This is a genomic window from Ochrobactrum vermis, assembly GCF_002975205.1.
Classification (GTDB): domain Bacteria; phylum Pseudomonadota; class Alphaproteobacteria; order Rhizobiales; family Rhizobiaceae; genus Brucella; species Brucella vermis.
Window position 1 is genome coordinate 1,244,929 of the sequence record NZ_PCOC01000002.1, and the last position, 18,462, is coordinate 1,263,390.

Genomic DNA, 18,462 nt, shown 5'->3' on the forward strand with positions numbered 1-18,462 from the left:
TCAGCGATCCTTCGGGTCGAGGCTGTCGCGCAGGCCGTCACCAAGGAAGTTTAGCGCAAACAGGATGATGGTCAGCGTTGCGGCAGGCCAGATCAATTGCCAGCCTGCGCCGCGCATGTTCTGGGCGCCTTCAGAGATCAGCAGCCCCAGAGAGGTGAGGGGGTCCTGAACGCCGAGGCCAAGGAAGGAGAGGAGACTTTCGAGCAGGATTGCCTTCGGCACCAGCAATGTCACGAAAACGATGACAGGACCGAGCGCATTGGGAATGATATGGCGAGTGATGACGCCGCGCCGCGTCGCGCCAAGTGCTTCTGCCGCCTGCACGAATTCCTGGCGCTTGAGGCTCAATGTCTGTCCGCGCACGATGCGCGCCATATCCAGCCATTCCGTCGCACCAATGGCGATGAAGATGATGAAAATGGATCGCCCGAAGAAGACGAGCATCAATATCACGAAGAAGATGAAAGGCAGCGAATAGAGAATATCGACCAGTCGCATCATCACATTGTCGGCACGCCCGCCCAGGTAGCCGGAGACGGCGCCATAGGACACACCCAGAACCAGCGCCATTGCGGAAGCGAGCAAGCCGATGGCAAGCGACATGCGTACACCGATGAAGATGCGCGTCATCAGATCGCGCCCCAGATTATCTGTGCCGAGCGGGAAGTAATTGCGTGTCACGTCGAGGGTCAGCTTGCCCGATAGGCCGTCTGAAGCGATGTCGATTTTGGGATTGCTGAAAAGATCAGAGCGCTGGAAATAGCGCAGCACACGTTCGTCTGTCGGACGCTGCGCGGTGAAGTCGACAACGACATTGTTGCCGTTCAATTCCGGTTCGCCGGCAGCTTTCAGTCGTGCGCGGGCGAGTTCGCGTTCAAGGCCGGGCATGATCGTATCCGAACGCGGATAGGCCTCAAGGCTCGGTGCCACACGCACGAACTGCGGGTAGATCTTGTCATAAGGATGCGGGCTCAGCATTGGGCCGAATACGCCCAGAAAAGCCATCAGCAGAAGGACGATGGCGCTTGCCACGGCAGCCTTGTTCTTACGCAGGCGCAGCCATGCATCCTGCCAGAGCGAACGGCTGGGAACTTCCAACCGGGCTGTTTCCGTCGGTACAGAAAGATCAGTCATAGCGAACCCTCGGATCAAGCCATGCATAAAGAAGGTCGACGATCAGGTTGAACACCACGACGAAGACCGAAATAACGACAACAGTTCCCATGACGAGGGTGTAATCGCGGCTGAGCGCGCCCTGCACGAAGTAACGGCCGATGCCGGGAATGCCGAAGATTGTCTCGACGACGACCGAACCCGTCAGCAGGGCTGCAGCAGTCGGGCCGAGATAGGAAACGGCGGGGAGCATGGCGGCGCGCAATGCGTGCACACCCACCACCACGCGCGAAGGCAGGCCATAAGCGCGCGCGGTGCGCACGTGATTGGCGCGCAATGCTTCGATCGTGGCGCCGCGTACGAGGCGCGCAATGACGCCGACCTGCGGCAATGCAAGCGTCAGGACCGGCAATATCCAGTAGGTTATATTGGCCGAGGACCAGCCGCCCGCCGGAACCCATCCGAGTATGACGCCGAACAGAAGGCTGAGGAGCGGGGCCACGACGAAATTCGGCGTGGTGATACCGAATGTGGCCAGCGCAACGACGAAATAATCGACGGCCGAATTCTGCTTCAGCGCTGCCAGGGTGCCGAGAAACGTTCCGATGATTGCCGCAAGTGTCAGGCCCAATGTACCGAGCATGATCGAAACCGGCAGGCCGGATGCGAAGAGATCGTTCACCGTGAAGTCGCGCCGGGTGAAGCTTGGCCCAAGATCGCCGTGCAGAAGATTGCCCAGATAAATCAGGTACTGCTGCCAGAGCGGCGCATCCATATTATAGGCTTTCTTGAGGTTCTCCAGGATCAGCGGATCGATTGGCCGTTCAAGGTCGAAAGGTCCGCCGGGCGCCAGTCGGATCAGAAAGAATGTCAGCGTGATGATGATGAAGATCGTGGGTATCGCACTACCCAATCGTCGGAGCGTATAGCCCAGCATGTTCTTTTCCCTTCTTTGTCGAACCATCTTGCGATGGTTCGACAAATCCCGATCCCTTTTTTACGCATTATCCTATGCAAACGGCTTCGCACTGTTGCTGGAAATGCTCCTTGGGTATTATTTTTCTTGTGTTTTTTAATTCTTGACTGATAGCCAGCGCGTGCCGTGTGAATTCATCAGGTTATCTTCGTAACCTTGGATACGGTCGGCAACGAGTGCGGTGGACGAATAGTACATCAACGGCACAACGGCCCCATCGCTGAGCAGGATTTTCTCTGCTTCGGCGAGGATTTTCGCCCGTTCTGCGAGATCGGTCGTTGTCGCGGATTTCGCCATCAGCGCGTCGTAATCCTTGTTCGACCATTCGGCATAATTGAAGTAATTGCCGGTGGTATAAAGCTCCAGGAACGAATTCGGATCGTTGTAATCGCCGATCCAGCCGTCACGGGTGATGTCGAACATCCCCTTTTCCTGAAGGTAGTTGTAGAAGGTAGCACCTTCGACTTCATTGAGCGTTGCCTTGATGCCGATATTGCCCAGCATGTTGGCAAGCGCGGCCATGGTATTCTTGTGGTTTTCGGAGGTGTTGTAACGCAGGGTCACCGAAAGGGTGCCGGGCTGCACACCGGCTTCCTCCAGCAGTTCCTTGGCCTTGTCTTCGCGATCCAGCACATCCTCATCAGCGAAATCCAGCTTCGGTGCGTCCTTGACGTAATTGGCAATACCGGGCGGCACCATCGAATTGGCTGGCAGCATCACGCCGCGCCAGACTTCATTGGCGATGAAATCGCGGTCGACAGCCATCGATATGGCACGGCGCACACGCGGATCGCGCAGCTTGCTCGACGGTTCGCCTTTGATGTCGACATAGTAAATGCCCAGATAAGGAGCGAGGTGGAACTGACCACTGAGATTCTTTTTCACATAGTCCATCTGTTCGGCTGGAACATCGGAGCAGATATCTACCTCTTTCGCCTCGAAGCGGCGCATGCAGCTCGCACGATCTTCAAACGGTATCCAGTTCACGGCATCGACCTTCACATTGGAAGCATCCCAGTAGTTCGGGTTCTTCTTCATGGCGATCTTGTCATTTGGAGTAAAGCTGACCAGCGTATAGGCGCCATTGGTCACCATATTGCCGGGCAGGGTGAACTTGTCGCCGAACTTCTCGACTGCCTTCTTGTTGATCGGAAAACCGGTCTGATGGGTGAGGAGTTCAAGGAAATAGGGGGCAGGGTTCTTGAGGCTTATCTGAAGCGTCTTGTCATCAAGCGCCTTCACGCCAAGCTGATCGGCCGGCATCTTGCCGGTGGCAACTTCCTCGGCGTTCTTGATGGCGTAAAGGACGCTGGCATAACCGGCGGCTGTTTTGGGGTCCATGATGCGGCGGAAGGAAAATTCGAAATCACCAGCGGTAACGGGATCGCCGTTCGACCATTTGGCATTCTCGCGCATATGGAAAGTGTAGGTGAGGCCGTCTTCGGAAATATCCCACGAGGACGCCGCACCGGGAATAGATTCGCCCTTCTCGTTCTGCGCGAGCAAACCTTCATAAAGGTCGCGCAGAACACGGTTTTCCGAAACAGTTGTGGTGTGATGCTGGTCCAACGTGGCGGGGTCGGTATCGTTTCCCCGGTTAAGCACTGTTTCTGCCGCTGCGGCACTGCTCAGCGCTATCAGGCAAACGCCTGTCATCAAGAATCCGCGAACCATTGAAAAACTCCCATATGCTTTTTAAAAATGTTTGCCCCGATAAATGAGGGCCCTCCGGAACTGCCGGAAGAAAAAAGGGCCGCGCCAACAGGCGCAGCCCAAGCTGAAAATTTATTGTTTAAACGAGAGCCAGCGCGTCTTGTGGCTATCCATGAGGTTGTCGTTCCAGCCGTCGATCTTGTCTGAAACAAGGGCGCGCGACGAATAATAGAGGACTGGGATATTGCTCATCTCATTGAGCTTCAGCTGTTCAGCTTCTGCCAGTGTCTTGGCGCGCTCATTGAGATCGAGAATTTTTTCGGCCTTCGCCATCAGCGCATCGTAATCGGCGTTCTTCACCTTGGAGTAGTTGAAGCTCACATTGCTCTGGCTGATGAAAAGGAAGTTCTGCGGATCGTTGTAGTCGCCGATCCAGCCCGCACGGGCGATATCGAACGGGCCATCATCACGCATGAAGTTGAAGTAAGTCGCGCCTTCGGTTTCGTTCAGCGAAGCCTTGATGCCGACATTGCCGAGCTGATCGGCGATAGCGGCCATCGTGTTCTTGTTGTTTTCCGAGGTGTTATACAGCAGTTCGATTGAAAGCGTGTTCGGTTCGACGCCTGCTTCCTTCAACAGTTCCTTGGCCTTGTCTTCCCGCTCCAGCATATCGTCGGAATAGTCGAGCTTTGGCGCATCCTTCACGTAGTTGGCGATGCCCGGAGGAACCATCGAATAGCCCGGCAGCATGGTGCCTTGCCAGACCTGGTCGGCGATGAAATCACGGTCGATCGCCATGGAAATCGCCTGACGGACGCGTGGGTCCTTCAGCTTGCTGTCCGCAGTCTTGCCCTTTACCGGCAGATAATAGACGCCGAGGTACGGCGCCATGCGGAATTCCTTGGAAAGGTTCTTCTTCACGTAGTCCATCTGCTCGGCCGGAACGTCGGAGCAGATCTGCACTTCTTTCGCTTCGAAGCGACGCATGCAGCTTGCGCGGTCTTCGAACGGTATCCAGTTGACCGTATCGATCTTTACCTGATCCGCTTCGTAGTAATACGGGTTCTTCTTCATCACGATCTTGTCGTTCGGCGTGAAGCTTTCCAGCATGTAGGCGCCATTCGTCACCATTTTGCCGGGCGTGGTGAACTTGTCACCATTTTCCTCGACGCTTTTCTGGTTCATCGGAAAACCGGTCTGGTGGGTCAGAAGTTCAAGGAAATACGGAGCAGGAGCATTCAACGTAACCTTGAGGGTATGGTCATCGACAGCTTCGACGCCGAGCTGGTCAATCGGCTTCTTGCCACCGGCAATGTCTTCAGCGTTTTTGATGATGAACAGCATGCTGGCATAACCAGCGGCGGTCTTCGGGTCCATAAGGCGGCGGAAGGTGAACTGGAAATCACCGGCTGTAACCGGATCGCCGTTCGACCATTTTGCGTCATCGCGCAGATGGAAGGTGTAGATGGTGCCGTCTTCGGAAACATCCCAGGACTTTGCTACGCCCGGAACTGCCTCGCCATTTGCATTCTGAATGGTCAGGCCGTCATACAAGTCGCGCATGACATTGCCTTCAGCCACTGTTGAAGTGCGGTGATGGTCCAATGTCGCCGGATCGGTGTCGTTACCGCGATTGAGAACGACTTCAGCCGAAGCTGCACCGGCTAGCGCCAGAAGACACACACCTGTCAGTAGAAATTTACGATACATCTGAGAACCCCTCCATTGTAATTTTTGAAATGGCTCGCATCTTATGGATAAGCACGCTACTTGCAAGAGAACTTATCAACGCTTTGACTTAATTAACATATTCACATTTTACTGGGCAATTTCCGCGCCTGTTTTCTGGTACGGAACGATGCGGTTTTATCAAATTTACAAACGAAGAACACCGACCCTGCGTGTCAGAAAAACGCCGCAATTTCCGAGATTTGCGACGTTTGAATGACAGCCGGATTGATGTCGAAAGTCACCCGATTCGCTGAAAGTTACATGTGCGATTTTGGCGGGCGCTATCCTGTGAATAGTCTGCGTCCTGTGCGAAAAATGCGCGGGTTTTGATACCAGACCTTGATAGGTACTGCTCGTGTTACGGGATCAGGAGTGCCCGACAGGGATTTGATTCAACAGTGCGAACAGTATGGCGGAGAGGATTGCGGCAGCAGGAACCGTTACCACCCAGGCTGCGGCAATCGTCAATGCGTGCGAGCGGCGGACCAGCTTGCGACGACGGCGTTCTTCAACCGGAATGGAATCGTCTACCGGCAGCGCTTGGCGTGCCTTTTTCAATCGGCGTTCCGTATCCCATTCGCGAAAGAACCCGACGCCAAAGATTGCGCCAATAGCGATGTGGGTCGAACTGACCGGCAAGCCCAGCCAGCTCGCCAGAATGACCGTAATCGCGGCTGAAAGAGACACGCAGTATGCTCGCATCGGGTTCAGCTTGGTAATTTGATTGCCAACCATTCGAATGAGCTTGGGGCCAAATAGACATAGCCCAAATGAAATGCCAATTGCGCCGATCAACATAACCCAGAGCGGAATTACGACGCCATCGTTCAACATGCCGGTCTGCGATGTCTGGACAATTGCAGCGAGCGGCCCGACAGCATTTGCCACATCATTTGCGCCGTGGGCAAAGCTAAGCAACGCAGCTGAAACGACCAGCGGGATGCTAAACAGCACTTTGAGCGACTTGTTACGGTTTTCGAGTCCATGTGACTGGCGGCGGATGACAGGGATTAAAGTAAACCAGCTCCCGACACCGACAGCCAATCCGATGATCAGGGCCACGCCAATCGAAACATCGATCAACTGCTTGAGCCCCTTCATGATCAGGTAGGTTGCAAAGGTTCCGGCCATAAGGCCAACAAGGATTGGCACCCACACCCGAGCAGCCGCAATTTTATCTGGGCGATAGACGATACGGGCTTTGATCAACCAGAGAAAACCAGCAGCTATGATCGCGCCCAGCAAAGGCGAAATAACCCAGCTTGCGGCGATGGCCGTCATCTGGGACCAGTTTACGGCTCCAAAGCCTGCTGCAACGATACCGGCCCCTACGACCCCTCCGACAACGGCATGTGTGGTCGAAACAGGAGCGCCGATCCATGTGGCAAGGTTGACCCAAAGGGCGGAGGCGAGCAAAGCTGCCATCATTGCCCAGATGAAGGTAATCGGGGTTGCGAGTGTTTCCGGCGCAATGATGCCGGTTGCCACCGTCGACACCACATCGGCTCCGGCAATGAGAGCGCCTGCGCTTTCAAACACGGCGGCAATCGCGATCGCGCCCCCCATGCTCAGCGCATTGGCACCAACAGCCGGTCCCATATTGTTTGCCACGTCATTGGCGCCGATGTTCAAAGCCATGTAGGCGCCGAAAACGGCCGCAGCTACTACAATGAGCATTTGGCTGGTCTGGCCCAGCAGTACTGCCGCGCCAAGCCCGGCAAGCATGATGAATACAAGAGCGATACCTGGTGCAATGAGTGGGCGTGAGACGTAACTCGCCGCTGTTTCCAGCTTGGCGAAGCGGCCTAAGTCCCGATCCAGAGTCTCTAGATGCCGAGCTTCGAGATCTTCATTTGCCATGATTTACTCTTGATTTCTAACGCAGCGTGCCGGTCAATATGGACGCTTTTGAATGACCCGTTCCGGGAATTTGCCCCGTGTTTAAATGCGGCCGTTTTGAAAAGTCAAGGATTCGGTTCTGCGACCATCGAGATGGACAGCTACCTTTGTCTACAGGACAGAGAGAGCGTTTGCTTTCCTCACCTTGTCAGGTAGGGAAAAGGCGGGCGGTACGCTTGTTGCCTTTATGAGAGCAAAAGCCTCTACCGATGGCGTTATCCGGGTGTGTTCGCGGCCGCTTCAAGCTCAGACGTGCGATGGCGCCACCCAATGTTCTCCGCCGATCGCCGGTCGATCTGCAGGCGGGCAATCAATACAAAATCAAAAAACGCTCAGATTGCACTTCCTTGGCTCGACGTAAAGCTTTGCCGTGCCAAGGAATCCTGCCGCTGATGCGGGTATCAGGCGTTTATCCCTGAACGACGAGTGCGAGCGCTCGGACTGGCGACCCGGTGCCCTTCACGAACTTCAAGGGCGCAGCGATCAGTATGGCGCCCTTGGCGGGCAATTGGTCGAGGTTGCTCAGGCTTGCCAGCCCATATCGGTTTGCCTTGTGCATTAGATTGTGTGCGGGAAACGGTGGAGTCATGGCTCCCGCAGATCCTGCGTCCGTGCCGACTGTTTCCTGGCCCCAACCGATGATGCCCTTGGAGAGCAGGTACTCGATTGCTTCGACCGTCGGTCCTGGAGAATGTGGACCGTTTTCATCGGCGTTCAGAAATGTATCGACCGAGCCATTGCGCTTGTACCAGTCGGTGCGCATCAAAACCCATGACCCGGCTTCAATTTCGCCATGCTCCGCTTCCCATTCCTTGATGCTGTCCACCGTCAGCAGATAATCGGCGTCAGCGGCGGCCTGCACAGAACGGTCGATTACGTTTACGGGGGCAACGAAGTTCTGCGGCGGGATCGTATCGGTGGTGTTGTTGGGGTGATCCTTACCGGTAATCCAATGGCAGGGAGCATCGAAATGGGTGCCAGTGTGTTCGCCAAGCTCTATCCAGTTCCAGGCCCAGAACGGACCGTCCTGATCGTACTGGCTGATAGTATGAACTTTAACGTTAGGCGTGTTTCTGCCGAATTGCGGGGGAAGGTAGAGGACGGGCGTATCCGGGCCGAGCGGCGCGGTGATGTCAACCACTTTGACAGCGCCAGACAGCAATCCGGACGCGAGGCTGGAAAGAGCAGATGTATCGTTCATGAAGTCCCCATTTCGTCCTGAGCCGGCGCCGGCATTATTGTACGGTCCTTGATGAACCGGTCTCTTTCGGACGTTGGCTCGAAGCCTATGGCAGAGAATATGCTCTTGCAAGTATCTCTTTTGCAGAATCTCCATGGAATTTACTCAAGGCCGAAGGAGAGGCGACGTAAACCCCAATTTTCCGGAGTTCATGATTGGGGTGACCTGGCGTAACTGGCAGCAAAACCTCACCCAAGGAGATCTTATTATATGCATTCAGGTATAATATCGGCCAGGCTGTACAAACTGAGCCCGCATGTCGGGGCGCAAGAACAGCGTTTTTGAACGCTCGATTGCGTTATGATGAGATTTTGGCGCGGTCTATCAGCGGATAAGGGATGGCGGACGGTGGTCCGGATTGATTTAGACTTGAAATATCTGTTGCTTGGCGCAATTCTTGTCGATTGCAGCGCAACGATAGGTACCGGACAGTAATAATGGATCTTGAATTTATAGTCACCGAAGCCGATGAGGGCGAAAAGCAGGAACTGCGTCTCTGGCTGCGTATGCTGGCAACAACCAGGCTGATTTCACAGGAGATCCGTCGCCGTCTGCGCAATGAATTCGGTGCCACGCTGCCGCAATTTGATATTCTTGCTCAGCTTTATCGAGAGCCGGACGGGCTGCGGCTAGGGGAACTCTCGCGCCGGACCATGGTGACCAATGGCAACATTACCGGCTTAATCGAACGACTGGAAGCCGACGGGCTGGTGCGTCGCGAGACACCCGGTACTGACAGGCGCGTTACTGTCGCGCGATTGACCGATACGGGGCAGACGGTTTTTGCAAAAATGGCACAGGTCCATGAAGGTTGGTTGCGTGATCTGATGGCTGAGGTTGACCACGACACAATCGGTTCGCTGTTGAAAGATATGAAGCTCGTCAAGACGTCCGTAGGCAATCACCTTGTGGATAACGATGAAGAATAACGTCCCCTCATTATCCGTTGTTCCACTGGGCCCCGATCTTTCTCCTGCTCTCGTACCGTAAGCGAGATGAAAATATTAATAAAACCTATTAGTTCTAGATAGTTAGGTTGTTTCTATGCGAGCGGAAGTTTTCATGGAAGATTCTACTTGCTTATTTGATCAAATGATCTTTAGATATGTACGAACGTTGGATGACGATCCAGATTGGAGCCGCATTGGTGCGGTCTGCTCAGAACAAATATGTGAGAACAGCGGAACAGGGCGACGCTGGCTTGAGTGCGCCGACTGACCAAGTCGCTGGAATGCCGGCTTTGATCGTCGCTGCGGGGCGAAGTGCAAAGGCGGAAAACAACAGGAGAGATAGATTCATGGTTCGGCTTGCCAAACGTATCACCGAAAGCTCCAGAAAATCGTTTGGCATGTATGCCCGGGCGGCGGCGCTTGGCACAGATGCTGGCGACCTCATTCACATGGAATTAGGCAGCCCACATGCCGATACGCCACTGCATATCAAGCAGGCGACGATCAATGCACTGATGGCAGGCGATGTCCATTACTCGCATTTTCAGGGCATTCCGAAATTGCGCGAAGCGCTCGCGACCCGTTTGCGTGAAAAGAATGATATGGATGTTTCGGCTTCCGATGTCGTCGTCACCAACGGGCTGACCCATGCGTCCTTTGCCGCTTTCATGGCACTGCTTGACCCGGGTGATGAGGCAATCCTGCTGGAACCTTATTACCCCCAACATATAGGCAAGATAGAGCTCGCTGGAGCCAAACCCGTTCTTGCGCCGTTGGATGCCAGCGACCGGTTTTCGATCAAGGCGGAACTGATCGAACCGAAGATCACAGCCCGCACGAAAATGATTGTTCTGATCAATCCGTGTAACCCGACGGGTCGGGTCTATAGTCGCGAGGAACTGGAAGTTCTGGCGGATATCGCCCGTCGTCACGATCTTGTCGTGGTTTCGGACGAGGTTTACGAAGAGATACTGTTCGATGGCGCGCGCCATGTTTCAATCGCTTCGTTGCCCGGTATGAAGGAGCGAACGATTTCAATGTTTGCTTTCACCAAGAGTTTCGCCATGGATGGCTGGCGGCTTGGCTACCTGACGGCACCCGCGCATCTGATCGAAGGCATCTTGAAGATCACGACCAACGACGTCACTCATGTGAACACATTCATCCAGGCGGGCGCGTTGGCGGCAGTCTCCGGCCCGGAGGAGATATTGGCCGAACTGGTGACGGAAGACAAAGTGAAACGCGACATTGTCGTATCGCGATTAAACCAGATGTCTGGCGTCACATGCGACTGGCCAGAAGGCACGATTTACGCGTTTCCCAAAATCGCCGCGCTGGGTCTCAAGTCTCAGGACATGGCCGAGCGTATCATGACAGAGGCAGGCGTTGTCGTAGAGGCGGGGAGCTTTTACGGAGCGTGCGGCGAAGGGCATCTGCGTGTCTGTTTCGGTTCGCAATCGCTTGCGCGTGTCAATGAGGCTATGGATCGTCTCCAGCGATTCTTTGGTTCCCTTTGAGTGTAAGCGTGTTCGTGACGGTGCGGTTGCCCCACAATGCGATTTTAGTTGAAACTTAAAATTCCATGTGATCAAATAATCAAATAGGTCGGCACTGGTAGGGTTAGAGACTTCTACCGAAAAGAAACGACCCATAGAGGGAATAACAATATGATGATCTGTCGTCGTACTTTTCTGGCTATGGCAGGCCTTGCGAGCGCCCTTGCCATGACATCTGCGTCGCTGGCTGCCGATGCGCTCAATATTGGTGCTTATCCCAGCAATCCTCCTTTCGAGCTGAAAAATGCCGATGGGACATTCGAAGGCTTCGAAATCGATATGGCGACCGAGGCAGCAAAACGGGCTGGTCTGGAGCCGGAAATTGCCGATTACGGGTTTCAGGCCCTGTTCGCTGCAACCACTTCACGACGTATCGACGTGGCGGTTTCATCCATAACAATCACGCCGGAACGCCTGAAATCGCAGTCCTTTACCCAGCCTTATTACGATTCCGACATCGGGGTCGCCACCAAGGCGGATAGTGCCATTACGGGACTGGCCGATCTGAAAGGCAAGACCGTTGGTGCCCTTTCTGGCTCTACCGGCGAGAAATGGGTCAAGGAAAACAAGGAGGCCAAAGGCTTCGCCGATATCAAGGGCTATAACTCGCAACAGGATCTGTTTCTCGATCTGGGTGCAGGCCGTATCGATGCGGTCATTTCTGACATACCCGGCATGGAGCATCTCTTTCTCAAGATGAAGGGGTATGCCGTGAAAGACCGGATCCAGACCGGCGAACAATATGGTCTGATGATGGCGAAAGACCATCCGTTGCTCGGCAAGCTCAACGACGCAATCACCGCCATGAAGCAGGACGGTACCACAGCGGCTATTCACAAAAAGTGGTTCGGGACGGACCCTGCAGCCAATTCATCGACGGTTACCGTCGTACCGATCCCGCAGCCATAATCTTTTGACGTTGGTGACAGATGGGCCGCATTTGCAGGATCGGCCCATCTTCGACCGTTGCTTGTGAAACTGACCGGTCGTGCGCTCCCGGGATTTGCCTGCGAAGGACGCCAATATGACATTCGCCGAAACCTTCCTGAACGCCGATGTTCTCGCTTCGAGCCTGCCGGCGCTCGGACGCGGCCTGCTCAATACGTTTCTTATCGGTATCGCCAGCATTTTCTTTGGAGTTCTGTCGGGCTTGCTGATCAGTATTGTCCGTATCTATGGACCGAAACTGCTGCGTTATCTCGCGATTGCCTATATTGACGTATTCCGCGCCATGCCGGTTCTGGTCGTGCTGATCCTGATCTATTATGCACTGCCATTCATCGGGATACGCCTTTCCGCCTGGACCTCCGCTATCCTGTCTTTTTCCATGGTTATGGCGGCATATTCGGCGGAAGTGTTCCGGTCCGGCATTGAAAGTGTGCCGCGCGGCCAGTTCGAAGCCGCTTCGGCCCTCGGGATTCCATTCCCGATTACTCTGTGGAAAGTGGTTTTGCCACAGGCAATCCGTATCATCATTCCGCCGACTACCAGCAATTGCGTTTCCATGTTCAAGGACACCGCCCTGGCGTCTACCGTGGCTCTGCCTGAGCTTTTGAAGGAAGCGCAAGACGCACAGGCACTTTATGCCAACCCAACGCCGTTGATTGGCGCGGCGCTTATCTATCTCATCCTCCTGTTGCCGCTGGTGCGCCTTGTGGCGCTTCTTGAGGCGCGCTTCAAAAAGGAGAAAGTCCGATAGATCCAATTCCGGTTTCATCGGCGGCATCGGCAACAGCAATATGGCGGACAGAACATGAGCGGTTATTTTCTCTATCACTCGATAGGTACCTTTCCGGGTAAAGCGGAAAAAGTGAAAACGGCACTCGACCGTTACTCGGATATATGGTCGGCAGAAAATGACGCTCAGTGGCCGGCAATGCTGGCGGAGCGCGGACATTTCATCCGAAGCTGGGAGAAGCTGATTGATGCTCCTGCCGGATCCATGACGACTGCGGAGAATGTGACGCTCGCCCTTTACAATCTGATCGGTGCGCTGCCTGAGGAATTATTACGCGGACGCCGAATTCTGGCTGCGGCTGATTGCTTTCCTAGTCTGCATTTTCTGCTGGCCGGGTTGCAGGCTCGGTTTGGGTTTACGCTTGAAACCGTACCCATGCGACCGGGCGAGAGTTTTGTACGTGACGAGGATTTCGTCGATGCCTGGGGCAGCGATGTGGCGATTGCGTTGATAACATGGGTGTCGTCTACCACATCGAAGCGTGCCGACCTGGACCTGATCAGTAATCACGGCAGGCAACAGGGTACGATCATCGTTGCTGATGTCACCCAGGGCGTCGGCATTCGTCCCTTTTCCGCAGGAGAGATTGATGTCGTGGTGGGATCGTCTCTCAAATGGCTTTGTGGAAGTTCGGGAGCAGGGGTAATCTATGTGCGTCCGGGGTTGCTGGCTACATGCAAGCCGGAATTGCGTGGCTGGTTTAGTCAACCCAATCCGTTTTCATGGGATCTCGATAGGTTTGCTTATGCCGACGATGCGCGGCGCTTCGATCATGGGACGCCTGCCGTGCTGGCGGCTATAGCCTCGCAACCCGGCCTTGATTTCGTTTCCGCGACGGGTGTCGACGTGCTGGCCCGGCACAACGAACGGTTGACCGGTATGATTGTGGATCGGGTGGCTGCCAACCCTGCGCTGACACTGGTCTCTCCGGAAAAGTCTGAAGAACGCGGCGGCAGCGTAATGGCACAGGCGGTATCCGCTGAAAAGGCATCGGCGATAGTGACCGCACTGAAGGCAGACAGTTTTTACTGCGATTGCCGCAGTCGGATTCTGCGGTTTTCGCCCGGCTCGGTGACCTCTCTGGCTGAAACGGAAGCCTTGTGCGATGCGCTGGACAGCCTGACCATAGGTTAAGCCTTCTGGTTATATGTCGATTTCTGCCCCATCCTGTTGTTTTCACCGTATTTATGCGACACCCGGTGATCTTATCGGGCTGTAAAATGCTATAACCGAGGAACACGGAGACAAGGGATTTGAAGCAAATGATCGGTGAAACCCGTCTGTCGAAAGTATCATCGCGCGTAACTGTACAGGACGGTGTCTACGAACAGCTTCGCCAAGCTTTGATGTGGGGCTCGTTCGAGCCGTCGCAGGCGGTGACGATCGCTTCGCTTGCCGCAGAGTTCGGCACGAGCCATATGCCTGTACGCGAGGCGTTGCGACGGCTCGCAGCGGAAAACGGACTGGAAATTGCCCGCAACGGATCGGCACGTGTTCCCGATATATCACGGGCGCGGCTGGATGATATTTGTCGGGTCCGCGTTGCCCTCGAAGGGCTCGCCACCGAACTTGCTACGCCACGGATGAAGACCGCCGATATTGACCGCTGTCTGACACTCGCCCAAGAGCACGAAGCTCTCGGTCAAGAAGGCAAGATTTATGAGATGTTGCGCAAGAACCAGGAATTTCATTTCACGATCTACGAATTATCGGGATCGGAAACATTACCTCAGATGATTGAAACTCTGTGGCTGCGGCTCGGACCCTATATGCGTCTTCTTTCCAACCATGTTCGCCAACAAGTGGATAAGGGGATTATCCATCCGTATTCAGCCTATCATTACGAAATGCTGGATGCCATTCGTGCCGGCGACGCGAAAAAGGCGGGTAGCCTGATGGTCCAGGACATCGAAGCGACGCAGCGGCTTTTGCAGAAACTCTGTTAGGCGCGCAGGAAACTGTGGATCTGCCGTTTCAAACGGCAGATCGTTGCCATGGGCGCTAAACCCTTTCGAGCGCAATGGCGATGCCTTGTCCTACGCCGATGCACATCGTGGCGAGAGCAAAGCGACCACCGCCGAGTTTCAGTTCCAGCGCTGCTGTGCCGGTGATGCGCGCTCCGGACATGCCGAGCGGATGTCCGAGAGCAATGGCACCGCCATTCGGATTGACGCGGACGTCGTCATCGGCAACCCCAAGAAGGCGCAACGTGGCCAATCCCTGGCTGGCAAAGGCTTCATTCAGTTCGATTATGTCGAACTGCTCCTGCCTCATTCCCAGCCGTGTCATCAGTTTCTGGCTTGCTGGGGCTGGGCCGATACCCATGATGCGTGGAGGAACGCCAGCCGTCGCGCCACCCAGAACCCGAGCAACAGGCGTGAGGCCGAATTTGCGGGCAGCCGCTTCCGAAGCGATGATGAGTGCCGCAGCTCCATCATTGACGCCTGACGCATTGCCAGCCGTAACCGTTGCGCCTTCCAGCCGGTTGATTGGCTTCAGTTTGGCCAGCGCATCAAGGGTGGTTTCGCGTGGATGTTCGTCAGCACTGACGATCACGGGATCACCCTTGCGCTGAGGGATGGAAACGGGTGTGATTTCCTGCGCCAGCCGACCATTGCTTTGTGCCGTCGCGGCCTTCTTCTGGCTGCGCAAGGCAAATTCATCCTGATCGGCGCGCGTGACTGCATAATCGACAGCCACATGGTCCCCGGTCTCCGGCATGGAGTCGATGCCGTATTGGGCTTTCATTACTGGATTGACGAAGCGCCAGCCAATTGTCGTATCGTGGATTTCTGCACGGCGCGAGAACGGGCTGTCTGCTTTAGGTAAAACAAAGGGCGCACGGCTCATGCTTTCCACGCCACCCGCAATCATAAGCTCTGCTTCGCCTGCACGAATGGCGCGCGCCGCAGCGAGCACGGCGTCCATCCCGGAACCGCAAAGCCTGTTGATCGTCGTACCGGTGGCGGTAACGGGAAAACCGGCAAGCAGTGCCGCCATACGCGCAACATTGCGATTATCTTCCCCTGCCTGATTGGCGCAGCCGAAAATCACGTCCTCTATCGCTTCGCAATCCAGCGCAGGATTGCGCTCGACAAGTGCCTTGAGCGGAATAGCGGCAAGATCGTCCGTGCGGACGCTGGACAAAGCCCCGCCGAAACGCCCTATGGGTGTGCGGATATAGTCGCAGATGAAAGCTTCGCTCATCGGGTTTCTCCAGTCTGACGTGTCGCGAACATCGGGCCACCCTTGATTGACGGGAAGCCGTAGCCATTGACGAGAACGAGATCGATGTCGTCGGAATGGCGCGCAATGCCTTCTTCAAGCAGGGCTTGCCCTTCTTGCGCCATGGCGGCGAGCAGGCGCTGCATGATCGCGTCGTCGCTGAAATTGCGAGGAACAATGGCGTTGCGCGCACGGTAATCATCGATCAGCGCGTGCACGTCCGGGTCGCTGGCGCGAACACCATCCGCATAGCGATACCAGCCGAGGCCAGTCTTGCGTCCAAAACGCCCGGCTTCGCATAATTTGTCGGCAACATCGAAATAGGGAAGCTTTGGATCGCGGCTTGCCGCCGCTCTCTTGCGCCGCGCCCAGGCAATTTCCAGCCCGGCCATGTCGTAAACCGCGAAGAGCCCCATCGGAAAGCCATAGGCTTCCATGGCGCGATCGATATCTTCGGGATAAGCGCCCTCGGCCAGCATTTTCTCGGCTTCCGTGCGGTAGGCCGAAAACATACGGTTGCCGATGAAGCCTTCGCAGACACCGGTGACGATGGGCAGCTTCTTGATCTTGCGGGCAAAGGCGATGCCGGTTGCAAGCGTCTCGTCGGACGTTTCCGCGCACCGCACGACTTCCAGGAGCCGCATGATATTGGCTGGCGAGAAGAAATGCAGTCCCAGCACCCGGTCGGTGCGGTTAGTGACGGCGGCCAGCTCATCCGGATTGAGATAGCTCGTATTGGTTGCCAGAATGGTTGCCGCAGGCAGCAAGGCGTCGAGCTCGCGAAACAGCGATGCCTTGACGGTGAAATCATCGAAGACGGCTTCGATGACCAAATCGGCATCGGCAAGCGCTGTCATCTCGGCGCTGACGGAGAGCTTCGCGCGTTGGGCGTCAGCGGCCTCAGCGGAAAGCCTGCCGGTATCGACAGCCTTCTGGATCATATCGCTGATCCGCGCATGGCCCTTGGCGGCTGCGTCTGCCGTCGTTTCATAGCCGATGACGTTGTAACCAGCGGCAAGACAGGCAACGGCAATGCCCGATCCCATCAGGCCGGTTCCGGCAATGCCGATAGTGGAAAGCGCCAGAGGCTTTGCCTCCATGCCGTCCACTTTTCCAGCGGCACGTTCGGCAAAAAACAGGTGCCGTAAGGCGGCGGCCTCTTCGCTCTCACGCAGGCGAATGAAGGTTGCGCGTTCTTCGGCCAGACCTTCGGCAATAGAGACCGTTGTCGAAAGCTGCACCAGTCGCGCCGCTTCGCCGGGGGCGGTCGCCCCACGCGCTTTCTTCAGTATCTTGGCTTTGGCCTGTTCAAAGGCGGTGGCATCCGGTGCGGTAACAGGCAAATCGCCGGTCCGGCGCAAAGGCTTGCCGACCAGCGTATTGGCAAGCGCCATGGCATCGGCCACGAGATCGCCGCTCGATATCTGGTCTATCAGGGCCAGTTGCTGCGCTTCTTCGGGGGCAATCTGGCGTCCCGTGGCGATCATGTCGAGAGCGGCAAATAGCCCGATCAACCGAGGCAGGCGCTGTGTGCCGCCTGCACCGGGCACGATCCCAAGCTTGACTTCCGGCAGGGCAAAAGAGGCGCTGGTCGAAGCGATGCGGGCGTGAGCGGCAAGTGCAACCTCAAGCCCGCCGCCCAAAGCGGGGCCGTTGATCGCGGCCACCACGGGTTTGTCGGCGCTTTCGATGATCGTGATCACGTCCGGCAATGTCGGTTCGACCGGCGGCTTGCCGAATTCGCGAATGTCCGCCCCGCCGATGAAGATCTTGCCCGCACCGCTCAGCACAGTCGCGCGGATCGCCGCTTCTGCGGAAGCATGGTGAATGGCTGCGGCAAAACCTTTGCGCACCTCGGCGGAGGTGGCATTGACCGGCGGGTTGTCGACCGTGACGACAAGAATGCCATCGACAACCGTGCCTGTCACAGCGGGGGAGAATTCGCGTCTATCGGCCATGGCGGTCTCAGTCCGGTATAACGGCAAAAGCCTGTATTTCGATCTTGGCCCGGTCTTCGACCAGCGCGACGACCTGCACCGCCGCCATTGCGGGGAAGTGCTTGCCGATCACATCGCGATAGGCGCGGCCGATGCCTTTCAGATTGGCGTTATATTCAGCCTTGTCGGTGAAATACCAGGTCATGGAGGCGATGTGTTCCGGCCCGCCGCCAGCTTCCGCCAGAATGGCGACGATGTTCTTCAATGTCTGCTCGGTCTGCTCGACGAAATCGTCGGTCTCGAACTGTTGCTGTTCGTTCCAGCCGATCTGGCCGCCGATGTAGACGGTGCGCCCACGCGCTTCAACGCCATTGGCATATCCGATGGGGCGGGCCCAGCCTTGCGGCTGAAGTGTCTTATGCATGTTGTGTCTCCAGAAAATAC

General features: G+C 55.8%; 15 protein-coding genes. 6 read left to right on the forward strand and 9 right to left on the reverse strand.

Annotated elements, in window-relative coordinates:
- From CQZ93_RS20145 to CQZ93_RS20170, 6 genes are all read right to left on the reverse strand, one after another.
- Positions 1–1,134: an ABC transporter permease gene (locus tag CQZ93_RS20145; RefSeq protein WP_105544329.1), complete on the reverse strand. Its 1,134-nt coding sequence runs from the start codon at positions 1,132–1,134 to the stop codon at positions 1–3.
- Positions 1,127–2,050, reverse strand: a complete 924-nt coding sequence (locus CQZ93_RS20150) for an ABC transporter permease (RefSeq protein WP_061345341.1) — start codon at positions 2,048–2,050, stop codon at positions 1,127–1,129. Before CQZ93_RS20150 ends, CQZ93_RS20145 begins: the two co-directional genes overlap by 8 nt.
- Before the next feature lie 135 nt (positions 2,051–2,185).
- A complete protein-coding gene (locus CQZ93_RS20155) occupies positions 2,186–3,763 on the reverse strand; it encodes a peptide ABC transporter substrate-binding protein (protein ID WP_105544330.1) in 1,578 nt (525 codons plus the stop codon).
- A 111-nt stretch (positions 3,764–3,874) separates the two neighbouring features.
- Positions 3,875–5,452: a peptide ABC transporter substrate-binding protein gene (locus CQZ93_RS20160; RefSeq protein ID WP_105544331.1), complete on the reverse strand. Its 1,578-nt coding sequence runs from the start codon at positions 5,450–5,452 to the stop codon at positions 3,875–3,877.
- Between the two features lie 387 nt (positions 5,453–5,839).
- Complete coding sequence (locus CQZ93_RS20165; protein ID WP_105544332.1) at positions 5,840–7,333, reverse strand: inorganic phosphate transporter; 1,494 nt, start codon at positions 7,331–7,333, stop codon at positions 5,840–5,842.
- A gap of 448 nt (positions 7,334–7,781) precedes the next feature.
- Positions 7,782–8,573 (reverse strand): cyclase family protein, encoded by a 792-nt coding sequence (locus CQZ93_RS20170; RefSeq protein ID WP_105544333.1) that lies wholly within the window; start codon positions 8,571–8,573, stop codon positions 7,782–7,784.
- Positions 8,574–9,049: 476 nt separating this feature from the next.
- On the opposite strand from CQZ93_RS20170, the gene CQZ93_RS20175 reads away from it, so the two are divergent.
- From CQZ93_RS20175 to CQZ93_RS20200, 6 genes are all read left to right on the forward strand, one after another.
- The gene (locus tag CQZ93_RS20175; RefSeq protein ID WP_105544334.1) at positions 9,050–9,541 is read left to right on the forward strand and encodes a MarR family winged helix-turn-helix transcriptional regulator; all 492 of its coding nucleotides are present in this window, start codon (positions 9,050–9,052) and stop codon (positions 9,539–9,541) included.
- Between the two features lie 191 nt (positions 9,542–9,732).
- Positions 9,733–11,079 carry a pyridoxal phosphate-dependent aminotransferase gene (locus tag CQZ93_RS20180; protein ID WP_286154228.1) on the forward strand — a complete coding sequence of 449 codons (1,347 nt, stop codon included), beginning with the start codon at positions 9,733–9,735 and terminating at the stop codon, positions 11,077–11,079.
- Positions 11,080–11,229: 150 nt separating this feature from the next.
- Entirely contained in the window at positions 11,230–12,027 is a 798-nt protein-coding gene (locus tag CQZ93_RS20185) for an ABC transporter substrate-binding protein (RefSeq protein WP_105544336.1), read from the forward strand.
- Between the two features lie 115 nt (positions 12,028–12,142).
- Positions 12,143–12,817, forward strand: coding sequence for an amino acid ABC transporter permease (locus CQZ93_RS20190; protein ID WP_105545238.1), 675 nt, complete (start codon positions 12,143–12,145; stop codon positions 12,815–12,817).
- Positions 12,818–12,871: 54 nt separating this feature from the next.
- Positions 12,872–13,990 (forward strand): aminotransferase class V-fold PLP-dependent enzyme, encoded by a 1,119-nt coding sequence (locus CQZ93_RS20195; protein WP_105544337.1) that lies wholly within the window; start codon positions 12,872–12,874, stop codon positions 13,988–13,990.
- Between the two features lie 128 nt (positions 13,991–14,118).
- Positions 14,119–14,802, forward strand: a complete 684-nt coding sequence (locus CQZ93_RS20200) for a GntR family transcriptional regulator (protein ID WP_105544338.1) — start codon at positions 14,119–14,121, stop codon at positions 14,800–14,802.
- A 55-nt stretch (positions 14,803–14,857) separates the two neighbouring features.
- On the opposite strand, the gene pcaF is transcribed toward CQZ93_RS20200, so the two are convergent.
- The 3 genes from pcaF to CQZ93_RS20215 are packed head-to-tail and all read right to left on the reverse strand — an operon-like array spanning position 14,858 to position 18,442.
- Positions 14,858–16,063 (reverse strand): 3-oxoadipyl-CoA thiolase, encoded by a 1,206-nt coding sequence (gene pcaF, locus CQZ93_RS20205; protein WP_105544339.1) that lies wholly within the window; start codon positions 16,061–16,063, stop codon positions 14,858–14,860.
- Positions 16,060–18,039, reverse strand: a complete 1,980-nt coding sequence (locus CQZ93_RS20210) for a 3-hydroxyacyl-CoA dehydrogenase NAD-binding domain-containing protein (protein WP_105544340.1) — start codon at positions 18,037–18,039, stop codon at positions 16,060–16,062. Before CQZ93_RS20210 ends, pcaF begins: the two co-directional genes overlap by 4 nt.
- A 7-nt stretch (positions 18,040–18,046) precedes the next feature.
- The gene (locus CQZ93_RS20215; RefSeq protein WP_105544341.1) at positions 18,047–18,442 is read right to left on the reverse strand and encodes a RidA family protein; all 396 of its coding nucleotides are present in this window, start codon (positions 18,440–18,442) and stop codon (positions 18,047–18,049) included.
- Positions 18,443–18,462 lie beyond the last annotated feature (20 nt).

Bases quoted from the DNA above. Each gene is read 5' to 3' on its own strand.
- CQZ93_RS20210 (WP_105544340.1), bottom strand. From the start codon at position 18,039: ATGGCCGATAGACGCGAATTCTCCCCCGCTGTGACAGGCACGGTTGTC.
- CQZ93_RS20175 (WP_105544334.1), top strand. From the start codon at position 9,050: ATGGATCTTGAATTTATAGTCACCGAAGCCGATGAGGGCGAAAAGCAG.
- CQZ93_RS20160 (WP_105544331.1), bottom strand. From the start codon at position 5,452: ATGTATCGTAAATTTCTACTGACAGGTGTGTGTCTTCTGGCGCTAGCC.
- CQZ93_RS20200 (WP_105544338.1), top strand. From the start codon at position 14,119: ATGATCGGTGAAACCCGTCTGTCGAAAGTATCATCGCGCGTAACTGTA.
- CQZ93_RS20190 (WP_105545238.1), top strand. From the start codon at position 12,143: ATGACATTCGCCGAAACCTTCCTGAACGCCGATGTTCTCGCTTCGAGC.
- CQZ93_RS20215 (WP_105544341.1), bottom strand. From the start codon at position 18,442: ATGCATAAGACACTTCAGCCGCAAGGCTGGGCCCGCCCCATCGGATAT.
- CQZ93_RS20150 (WP_061345341.1), bottom strand. From the start codon at position 2,050: ATGCTGGGCTATACGCTCCGACGATTGGGTAGTGCGATACCCACGATC.
- CQZ93_RS20155 (WP_105544330.1), bottom strand. From the start codon at position 3,763: ATGGTTCGCGGATTCTTGATGACAGGCGTTTGCCTGATAGCGCTGAGC.
- CQZ93_RS20185 (WP_105544336.1), top strand. From the start codon at position 11,230: ATGATGATCTGTCGTCGTACTTTTCTGGCTATGGCAGGCCTTGCGAGC.
- CQZ93_RS20165 (WP_105544332.1), bottom strand. From the start codon at position 7,333: ATGGCAAATGAAGATCTCGAAGCTCGGCATCTAGAGACTCTGGATCGG.
- CQZ93_RS20145 (WP_105544329.1), bottom strand. From the start codon at position 1,134: ATGACTGATCTTTCTGTACCGACGGAAACAGCCCGGTTGGAAGTTCCC.
- CQZ93_RS20170 (WP_105544333.1), bottom strand. From the start codon at position 8,573: ATGAACGATACATCTGCTCTTTCCAGCCTCGCGTCCGGATTGCTGTCT.
- CQZ93_RS20180 (WP_286154228.1), top strand. From the start codon at position 9,733: ATGACGATCCAGATTGGAGCCGCATTGGTGCGGTCTGCTCAGAACAAA.
- CQZ93_RS20195 (WP_105544337.1), top strand. From the start codon at position 12,872: ATGAGCGGTTATTTTCTCTATCACTCGATAGGTACCTTTCCGGGTAAA.
- pcaF (WP_105544339.1), bottom strand. From the start codon at position 16,063: ATGAGCGAAGCTTTCATCTGCGACTATATCCGCACACCCATAGGGCGT.